This window comes from Neobacillus rhizosphaerae (assembly GCF_050477885.1).
In the GTDB taxonomy this organism is placed as follows: domain Bacteria; phylum Bacillota; class Bacilli; order Bacillales; family Cytobacillaceae; genus Neobacillus; species Neobacillus rhizosphaerae_A.
Genome location: NZ_JBCNAC010000185.1, coordinates 1 through 9,337 on the forward strand (window position 1 = coordinate 1; position 9,337 = coordinate 9,337).

9 protein-coding genes are annotated in these 9,337 nt (G+C 44.0%); 4 read left to right on the forward strand and 5 right to left on the reverse strand.

Features of this window, described 5'->3' with window-relative positions; genetic code table 11:
- Positions 1-75 precede the first annotated feature (75 nt).
- Positions 76-477 (forward strand): fluoride efflux transporter CrcB, encoded by a 402-nt coding sequence (crcB, locus tag ABES03_RS24475; protein WP_430121634.1) that lies wholly within the window; start codon positions 76-78, stop codon positions 475-477.
- Positions 474-833, forward strand: coding sequence for a fluoride efflux transporter CrcB (crcB, locus tag ABES03_RS24480; protein WP_430121624.1), 360 nt, complete (start codon positions 474-476; stop codon positions 831-833). The genes crcB (ABES03_RS24475) and crcB (ABES03_RS24480) overlap by 4 nt, the downstream gene beginning before the upstream one ends.
- A 69-nt stretch (positions 834-902) precedes the next feature.
- Here crcB (ABES03_RS24480) and ABES03_RS24485 read toward each other — a convergent pair whose 3' ends face one another.
- The 5 genes from ABES03_RS24485 to ABES03_RS24505 form a co-directional block, all read right to left on the reverse strand.
- Positions 903-1,829, reverse strand: a complete 927-nt coding sequence (locus ABES03_RS24485) for a hypothetical protein (RefSeq protein WP_430121636.1) — start codon at positions 1,827-1,829, stop codon at positions 903-905.
- A gap of 250 nt (positions 1,830-2,079) precedes the next feature.
- On the reverse strand, positions 2,080-2,979 hold the full coding sequence (locus tag ABES03_RS24490; RefSeq protein WP_430121625.1) for an ion channel: 900 nt from the start codon (positions 2,977-2,979) through the stop codon (positions 2,080-2,082).
- A gap of 96 nt (positions 2,980-3,075) precedes the next feature.
- Positions 3,076-3,213, reverse strand: a complete 138-nt coding sequence (locus tag ABES03_RS24495) for a hypothetical protein (protein ID WP_430121627.1) — start codon at positions 3,211-3,213, stop codon at positions 3,076-3,078.
- Between the two features lie 545 nt (positions 3,214-3,758).
- Complete coding sequence (locus ABES03_RS24500; RefSeq protein ID WP_430121629.1) at positions 3,759-4,955, reverse strand: LysM peptidoglycan-binding domain-containing protein; 1,197 nt, start codon at positions 4,953-4,955, stop codon at positions 3,759-3,761.
- A 229-nt stretch (positions 4,956-5,184) separates the two neighbouring features.
- Positions 5,185-6,174 carry a DUF3231 family protein gene (locus ABES03_RS24505; protein ID WP_430121638.1) on the reverse strand — a complete coding sequence of 330 codons (990 nt, stop codon included), beginning with the start codon at positions 6,172-6,174 and terminating at the stop codon, positions 5,185-5,187.
- Positions 6,175-6,417: 243 nt separating this feature from the next.
- On the opposite strand from ABES03_RS24505, the gene ABES03_RS24510 reads away from it, so the two are divergent.
- Both ABES03_RS24510 and ABES03_RS24515 read left to right on the forward strand, forming a co-directional pair.
- On the forward strand, positions 6,418-6,972 hold the full coding sequence (locus ABES03_RS24510; RefSeq protein WP_430121630.1) for a hypothetical protein: 555 nt from the start codon (positions 6,418-6,420) through the stop codon (positions 6,970-6,972).
- A 792-nt stretch (positions 6,973-7,764) separates the two neighbouring features.
- Entirely contained in the window at positions 7,765-9,312 is a 1,548-nt protein-coding gene (locus ABES03_RS24515) for a diguanylate cyclase domain-containing protein (protein WP_430121632.1), read from the forward strand.
- Positions 9,313-9,337 lie beyond the last annotated feature (25 nt).

Sequence of the window (9,337 nt, forward strand, 5' to 3'; positions counted from 1 at the left end):
CTTGACGTAGTATCATTTATCAGCGAATTTACGATTTTTTCAGCGAATCATAAAAGTAGGGTGAGGTGGATCAAAGTGAATTTTATTTTAGTAGGGATTGCCGGCATATTCGGAGCCACGCTCCGTTATTTATTGGGTGTTTACTTTAGCCAGTGGTGGTTCCATGACTTTCCATTAGCAACCTTTGTCACCAACATGGTGGGGAGCTTCCTATTAGGCTGGTTCACACATTTCCTGCCGCGCTTCAAATCGTTGCACCCGCATGTCATCACAGCAATGGGCACCGGATTGATCGGTTCGTTTACGACGTTTTCCACTTTTAGCGTGGAAACCGTTCACCTCATCGATGCATCGAAATGGGGAACTGCGATTCTATATGTACTCCTCAGTCTTTGGGGCGGGCTGTTGTTCTCGTGGCTCGGCTACCGCTTAGGGTTGAAAAAGAATCTTGTTGAAAGCGGGGGTGTACGGTCATGATTACCAATATCGCAATAGTCGCATTGGGGGGCTTCTTCGGGGCGATGTCCCGTTACGGCTTGGGCTTATTCTTTAAGAAAAGATACCCTTCCGCCTTCCCAATCGGCACCCTGTTTGTCAATCTGCTGGGATCGTTCTTACTGGGGCTTATTATGGGAGCAAATACCGACAGTACCTTACGTTTGCTGCTGGGCACCGGATTCATGGGGGCGTTTACTACCTTTTCTACGTTCAAATTAGAGAATATCCAGCTGCATACAAAAGGAAAAATAAATGTAGCAGTACTGTACCTAGCAATCAGTTACACCTGCGGCATTCTATTAGCATTTCTCGGCATTTCGCTAGGTGGTAAATAACAAATAAAGGGGACAGTCCCCCCCCCCGGCGCTTTAGCGCAATGGGGGACTGTCCCCACCCCAACTAACTTAGTTATACACATAATCATATTTCACCGAGCGATAAGTGTGGAATTTATGCGACCCGTCGAAATAGTCCATTGCTACCTGGAACGCCTTTTTCGCTCCATCCCAGAACACCAGCAAATTGATATCCTGCTTACCCGCAGCCAGTTCATTGGCACCTACATCATTGGCATCCCACTTAACCACCTTGAAATTCTTCGCATCCGTCACCTTAATCGTATACAACCAGTAATTCTCGCCTTCGATTCCTTTCAGATCATGATAATCCGACCCCAGCTTCTCCTTCAGCCCATCTTGTGTCACACCCACATCAAGCCAGCTCTTCAAGCCGTCTACCACCGAAACCACCGCCGAACTTCCTGCATTCGTCATCCGCCCGTCACTCATTAAATAATAACCGCTTACAAAATTCTCCCGTACCATCGCACCATCACGTGGACTCAAATAATACCAAGCGCCAGAAACATATCGCCAGCCTGTCGCACGCGCACCCGATCCATCAAAGTAATACCAGCTTGTCCCAATCCAGCGCCACCCGGTCGCCATCGCACCCTTTGGGTCTAAATAATACTTACGGTCACCAAGCTCGAGCCAGCCTGTCTTCATCACACCATGCGTATCTAAGTAATACCAGGTGCCTGACACCTGGACCCACCCGGTCTTCATCGCCCCGTGCACATCGAGGTAGTACCACTTGCCACCATCTTTCACCCAACCCGTTTGCATCGTGCCATCCTTAGCGGCCAAATAGTACCAAGCACCCTTGTCGAGCAACCAACCTGTCTTCATTGCACCATCATCACCATAATAATGCCACTTTCCATCCTGAAGCGCCCAGCCCGTCGAAGTCCCATTCTCCGCAGCAGCGACCACACCTGGAATCATATAAAGCAGCACCGCCCCAAGCAACACAACCATGAACCTCTTCATTTTTTGCAAACGAACCACCCTCTCGTTGATTACTTTGTCATACCTAAATATTTGGGTTGAGTCCCCAGATTTCCTCCCAATACTTTTAGCCAAATTCCGCAAGAATTTCCGCTATAATCTTGCAAAATTAGCTATTTCCTATGTAAAAAGACCCAATCCTCACAGTATGTATTTGATAGTTTTTATATAGCCGTTTTTAAAAGGTTTAAACATAAAAAATGGAGATGTCGTAAAGACACCTCCAGTTGTACTATCTGCCCACTGCATTTTTTCTTTTTCTATTTCTTTTTAAAATATTTCTATAGCTATTTTTGGAATGGTATTTGACTTCATCCTCTTTCCCTAAAATAATTCCCAAAGAGAACACCATTAATAGCATGCCAAAAATAAATTGAGACACCACAATGACCTTTGCATACCACTCTTCAGGAAAGACGTCATATCCCAACGAGGAAATCGTGGTGAAACTAAAATATAAACAGTTAAGCATAGATTCAAAGGTAGAAGCATTCGTATCCATGACAATATCCAAACTGCTAAATGCTTTATTTTCCGTTTGCAATTGCACAATCAAATAGACAAGCGAATAGATGCAAATGACATTAAAATAAGTGGCAATAATAAATTTGATATCATGCATCGTTTTTCCGCGTTTTTCTAAAATAACCTCAGAAACTGTCTGTTTATAAATAACGAGTTGATAATACAAACACAATCCCATGTAAAGAAGTGATACGAAGAACCAATAAATACCCAGTCCAAGAAATATATTTAATTCCGGATCACCATAATCAAATTCATTGGAGATAAAGTCACCAACCAATTTGATCGTAAAAGGTAGAAAGAAAAATGCAATTAAAGCAAAAAGCGTAAAGACAAAGGGATATCTATGGAAAAATACTTTGACTCTAGCGTGTTTAACTATAAGTAACATAGCTAAATATGTTGGTATAAACAGCGGTATAAAGATAATTAAACCGACAACGACCAAGGCTGCATAGAAATCTCCGGTTGAAGGACTCACACCTTCATAAATCGCAAAAGCTATGGTTAGAGTAAGTGATACTAGTAAACAAACAAAAATGGTGATAATATGAGGGTTTTTTAAGTATTTCATGATCGTAATTCCTTTTCTTATGTTGTTTTCCATTGGATTCCAGCTTCCCACCTTTAATATTTTAAAGGATAGCTGGAAAAATAAAAGAGGAAAGGTGAACAAAAATAAAAAACCACCGTGATTTGGTGGTTAAGGGGTTGGCTCAGAATTGGTCTTTTGGTTATTTGATAGAGTAGAGAAGTACTCAAATAATTGAGTGATATAGTTGTTTAGCTCGAAACCATCCTCACTAGCAAACTCCGATAATAACAATTTGTTCTCATTCATTGGTTCGTCCCCCTCGATTACCTTGTTATCCCCATTCTTGCCAAACTATCAGTCTCTTATACAAGCAAAATGAGATTTTTTTAGATTTTTTTGTGCTCGACCTGGGGGGAGCTGCAGCCAATTAGCGGATGTGCCCTCGCAATTGGCGGATAATCGAAGCCAATCAGCGGAAGAGCTCATGCAATTGGCGGATGAGCCCAGCCAATCAGTGGAAAGCCAGGCAATTGGCGGATAGTCCAACCCAATTGGCGCATAACCACCCCCAATCAGCGGATAAGCCGAGTCAATCAGCGGAAAGCTCGGCAATTGGTGGATAGGCCGAGCCAATCAGCGGATACCCCAACCCAATCAGCGGATAAGCCGAGCCAATCAGCGGAAAGCACGGCAATTGGCGGATAGGCCGTGCCAATCAGCGGATAAATCGAGCCAATCAGCGGATAAGCCGAGCCAATCAGCGTATACCTTCACCAGTCTACAAAAACTCCAATAACACTCTAAAAACAACAAAAAAACTGGCCCCATCCAGAGCCAGTCTTACTAGAAATCTAATAGAATCTCTTAAACCCATCAAAATGCGCCGTATAGTAGGGGCTTTTTAAGGTGGAAATCATGATTCCGTGCGCTTCGTCGGCGTGGATGAACTGGTCGCCGCCGAGGTAGATGCCCACGTGAGAGATCCCCTTCTTATACGTATTTTCAAAGAATACAAGATCGCCGGCCTTAGGTTGGTCGACATAGTAGGCACGGCTGTAGTAACCTTCCGCCGAATAGCGGCCGATCTGCTTACCCGCCTGATTTGCTACATAATAGATAAACCCGCTGCAGTCAAACCCGGACAGGCTGCTGCCGCCCCAAACATACTTAATTCCCATTAAGCTCTTTGCAGTATTGACCATATTTGTTGCAAAATCAGAAGTCATCACAGGCGCACTACTCACTTGGCCACCAGTTACCTTCAATTTTTGCCCGACATAAATCATATCAGAGGTTAACCCGTTCAACGACTTCAAATCCTGAACCGACATACCCGTTTGGATGGCGATTTTTCCGAGAGTATCGCCACTTTTTACAACATACTCACTAGTAGTCGACGGCTGAGTGACCACTGGCGCCGGAGCCGGAGCTGGAGTGGTAACCTTCGTGCCGTTCACCTTCAGCTTTTGTCCGACATAAATCATATCCGATTTCAAGTTATTCAGTGTCTTTAACTGCGTAACCGTCATATTAAACTGAACACTAATTTTGCTCAGGCTGTCGCCACTTTTAACTGTATATTCACTCGTCGATCCTTGTGATGCCGGAGCTGGTGCAGGAGCCGGAGTTGGTGCAGGCTTTGGAGCAGGTACAGTCCCAGTCCCTGGTGTAGAAACCTTCAATACTTGTCCCACATAAATAATCGTGTTATCTAGGTTGTTCCACTGCTTTAGCTCGCCGACCGTCACGTTATAACGATTCGCGATCTTGATCAAGGCATCACCCGACACAACGGTATAGGTAGTCGTCTTTGGCGCCTGCACAACGATGGGCTCGTTGCTCACCTTCAGCACTTGATTGACGTAAATTATATCTGACTTCAAACCGTTCAATGTCTTCAATTCATTTATACTAGTATGATATTTTGAGGCAATTTTTGATAGGCTATCGCCTTTTTGGACTTGGTATGTATCAGCAAGGGCAGAACCAGCAAAGAGTGTCGAAAAAAGTGCGGCTGTTGATAGAGTACGTACGATGGTTTTCTTCATCTAAAAAAATCACCTCATAAAAGTTTCATTTTTTTATTAATTTTACCATAGTTTGCTAGTGTTTCGGGTGAAAAGTTGCAAAATCTGACATAAATTAGCGGAAAAATGATAGGTTTCATCTAGAAGAGGAATAAGTGACTAAGAATAAAGTCACTATAAAACAGAATTTTCCGACTAAAAAAACCAGCTCCCGATGAGCCGGCTTCCTGTTGTTTTTATGAGGAGAAAATCATTTATCCTTTGCAAGTTCCTCCCGATTAGGGGCAAGAGGAGGCTGTTCTAACCAGCTATATTTCACCATGATATTAAACCATTTCTTGGTGACCAGTAAATTTTTCAAAATGACGCTTTCAAAAGCAGCAACCAAATCCGTCCGCATGGCCGATGCCAGTCCGGTTCCATGATAGGCTTGGGCAGCCTGGAATAAAAATCCGATATGATACATCATGAGTTTGTCGGAAAAAGGTGAATCAGTAGAGGTGGTGACCTCCGTTTCCCATGATTTAGGAACAGGTAAATTATCAGACTGCATGATTTTAGTAAACATTTTAATTTGGTCATCCGAGGTTTTCTCCGTGTCAGTGAGAAATTCCCTGACCAATTTATTTTGAGCAACCTGACCAAAGGCAATCGCCAACGTTTTTGCCATAATACTCTTTTTCAGATTAAAAGAAATACTGATAATTTCAGTTGCAGTTAACCGGCGCCCCTTACCAAAAAAACCGTCGGTAAAATCATTGCTGGATATAAATTCAGTCTGCTTGCTTGGGTAAAACATAGGATCTCTTTGAAAACTTCCTTTTTCCAGCAAGAGCTCAATCGTTTGATGATACATCCTTTTCGCATCATTATCACAGGAATCGTAGAATTCCCTTAAATCCTTACGAACGGAAACACCTAGGGATGTGGTGTGTCCGAGCAATCCATGTAACGTCATGACATGCAAATAATTTAAGCAAAAAATATCGGTAAACAGCCTTTCCGCACCTTGGTTGAGATCTGTTTCAGAGAATCCTCTTGGGAGAGGAAATCCCTCATTCTCGATAAAAATAACCAATTGCTGCTTCTGTTTCGCGAAGGTCTCAATGGCATCCTCAAAAACGGCTTTGATGGAGGCATCCTCAATAATGGTAACCATATATCTATTTACTGTATCTGTCATCGTCCCGTTTACATACTCTCCCCACAGCGTGCCGATTTCGGAGGATGTGAGTCTCATTTGATTTTTATCCACGATGTTCACCTCGTGGATATTATTACCGTAGTTTCAAGTTTTATGAATGCATAGGTATAAAATTGTTTTTGTAAAATAAATAGGTTCAACTAATTGTCAGATTTTTTGGGAAGCTGGACACTGGCGAAAAAATCTCTGTGACTTTATTCCTAAAAATTGTAAATTAAGGAGGAATTTTTCCTATTGTGGTGAAATTATATAGGTATAATTCATTCAGGGGGAACCACCATGAGGCAAAGTCGTCAGTATCGCTCACCTTATGCGGCCATGTTGTGGTCGCTTGTTTTACCAGGTTTCGGCCAGATGTACAATAAAGATTACTTAGTTGGCTTTGTATTAATGGTGTGGGAGATCCTGGTCAATGTGAATTCGCACTTGAATATCGCCTTGTTAAATACCTTTCACGGCGACGCACACTCCGCTCATCAAGTGATTGATTACCAGTGGGGCCTATTTTATCCTTCGATTTATTGCTTTGCCTTATGGCAGGCGTTTAACTCCGCCGTTGTGAACAACAATAGATTAGCAGGAGGCGATGGGGAGAGCCGGACCTATTTTTCTGGATTTTTCCTAGGAATGGTCGTGGGAATGGACTTCGGCCTCTTCTGGCACGACGCTCACATTATCACTTATTTTGCGGCAGCTAAGGTGTGGGACTACCCAGTCTTTAACGGTATAATTCTAGGCCTATTCTTGGGTCTTTTGGGTCATCAGCTGGAAAATAAAGTCTATCGCAAATACAAGCGGAAAATCACGCCTGGGGACAGTCCCCCGGCACATTAACGCGTTACCAATTCGGGGGACAGTCCCCCGATGCTTTAATGCGTTACCACTCCGGGGGACTGTCCCTTAAACATAATAGGAGTTGGTGGGCAATTTATGGATCCGCCAAGTTAAATTTAGAAGTACGACGAGTAATTAGCTGGTTTTGACGAGTATTTAATTCAATTTGACGAATAACTAAGGAAAAATGACGAGTAATTCTCTGGTTTTGACGAGTAAACAGGAGATGTAGACGAGTAAATGAAATTTTCAAATTTAAATTACTTATATCCGGCATATTTGCCGGATATTTTTTGTCTTTTTCGGAGGTCCAGGCTATTTTCAGGGCTAGAGCTCCCTCCAAAGCAAGTATTTTCAATTACGCTTTTATAGGAAAAACCATATATCGACCACTTGGACGAAGAAATCAGCCACTTTTGAAATTTATCGGCCGCTTTTCATCACATATCGGCCACTTCCACCCAACATCGACCACCCCCTCAAAATCCAGCCCAAACCCACATAAAAAAGCCAGTCCCCGCACTTTGGGGAATGGCTCAACTCATTAATCTTTTAACGCGCAACCCCATCGGGGGACAGTCCCCCGATGCTTTAACACGTTACTACTCCGGGGGACTGTCCCCAAAAAGAAAAAAACATGTCTCAAAATGTCGAATTTTGTTATGATAGTTTCAGGGAAAAACTCCCCATATTTCGTTGAGGAGAACAACTAACTTGAACCTAAAACTTCGTACCTATATGGCCGTCCTGTTTGCCATAGGAATTACCGCGTTAGCCGCCATCTTAAGCCTGATGATTGGGCACCAGGCTAGCGAAAAAATAGAAAGAGAAATTGGCAATACACTTTCAGCCACGGCCTACCAAATGGCGGATAAACTCGACTTCTTTATGTGGTCGCGCTCAGGCGAAATCGATGTCCTCAGCCAACTAAAAGACATACAAAAACCAAACGATAAAGAAAAAGTTCAACAATTACTAGACCAGCTGCAAGTCAGCTTTCCCACCTTTTCCTGGGTGGGATTAACCGATGCCAATGGAAAAGTGATGGCGTCTACTAAAGGGATCCTGGAGAATGCCGACATATCGGAGCGGCCTGTCTTTCAGAACGGAAGGAAAGGCAGGTTTATCGGTGACGTCCATGATGCTGTCCTGTTGGCCAAGCTTCTCCCTAATCCAAGTGGAGAGCCCCTGCAGTTCGTTGATATTAGTAGTCCTGTCCTAAGCGAGGACGGGAAGCTAGTGGGCGTACTCGCGGCCCACTTAAGCTGGGAGTGGTCACGTCAGGTCGAGCAGGAAATCCTGAAACCACTAAAGGAAAAGAACAAAGCCGCAGAAATCTTTGTAGTGAGCCAACAGGATCAAGTCATTCTTTTAGGGCCAAAATCAATGATTGGCAAACGGCTCAACATGAATAGTATCCAGCAGGCTCAAAAAGGTCAGAACAGCTGGCAGCTTGAAAAATGGCCAGATGGGAAGAAATATTTAACGGGTTATGCTCTTGGGGATGGCTATCAGAACTACTCGGGATTAGGCTGGTCCATTCTCGTTCGGATGCCAGAGGAAACAGCTTTCGCACCCGTGGATGAGCTGCAGAAAACGATCTTCATCACCGGCATCCTATTAGCACTAGTATTTGCTATTCTTGGCTGGTTCATTGCCGGCTACATTACGAAGCCGTTGCAACAAATCACCAATTCGGCCAATCGCCTCCGCGCAGGGGAAAAAGTAGAGATTCCTCATTATCGGGGCATTAAAGACATAGAGATTCTCTCGCTATCATTACGCGAGCTAGTAGATTCGCTTGTTCGCACCGTTTCCGATCTGGGGAAAATGGAGAGTCTCGCCCACCACGATAAATTGACCGGGCTCATGAATCGAATTGCGCTCGATTCGTATATCCTAAAGGCCTTGGAACGGACGAGACCATTAGGGGAAAAACTAACCTTCTTGTTCCTAGACTTAGATGGATTTAAGGAAGTGAACGATACATATGGGCACCAAGTTGGTGACCTTCTACTGCAAGAGGCAGCACGGAGACTGCAGGGCTGCTGCGAACGAAGTGAGGGGGAAGTGTTTCGTCTAGGCGGGGACGAGTTTTTGATTGTCCTGTTTACCGAATCGACTGATCCTGTCCGTGATGCATCGGCAGTAGCAGCAAAAGTAATCGAGAGCCTGAACCAACCGTTCCACTTAGTCAACGAAAAAATCAAGGTAGGCTGCTCTGTTGGGGCTGCAGTTTGGGAAGACGAATCAACCGCACCAATCGAAATCATCCGATATGCCGACGAAGCACTCTACGTGTCCAAGCGCACAGGAAAAAACAAAGTAACCTTCCATTAACTAATAAAGGGGACAGTCCCCCGGC

Bases quoted from the DNA above. Each gene is read 5' to 3' on its own strand.
- ABES03_RS24500 (WP_430121629.1), bottom strand. From the start codon at position 4,955: ATGAAGAAAACCATCGTACGTACTCTATCAACAGCCGCACTTTTTTCG.
- ABES03_RS24490 (WP_430121625.1), bottom strand. From the start codon at position 2,979: ATGGAAAACAACATAAGAAAAGGAATTACGATCATGAAATACTTAAAA.
- ABES03_RS24515 (WP_430121632.1), top strand. From the start codon at position 7,765: ATGATTGGGCACCAGGCTAGCGAAAAAATAGAAAGAGAAATTGGCAAT.
- ABES03_RS24505 (WP_430121638.1), bottom strand. From the start codon at position 6,174: ATGAGACTCACATCCTCCGAAATCGGCACGCTGTGGGGAGAGTATGTA.
- crcB (WP_430121624.1), top strand. From the start codon at position 474: ATGATTACCAATATCGCAATAGTCGCATTGGGGGGCTTCTTCGGGGCG.
- ABES03_RS24510 (WP_430121630.1), top strand. From the start codon at position 6,418: ATGAGGCAAAGTCGTCAGTATCGCTCACCTTATGCGGCCATGTTGTGG.
- ABES03_RS24495 (WP_430121627.1), bottom strand. From the start codon at position 3,213: ATGAATGAGAACAAATTGTTATTATCGGAGTTTGCTAGTGAGGATGGT.
- ABES03_RS24485 (WP_430121636.1), bottom strand. From the start codon at position 1,829: ATGAAGAGGTTCATGGTTGTGTTGCTTGGGGCGGTGCTGCTTTATATG.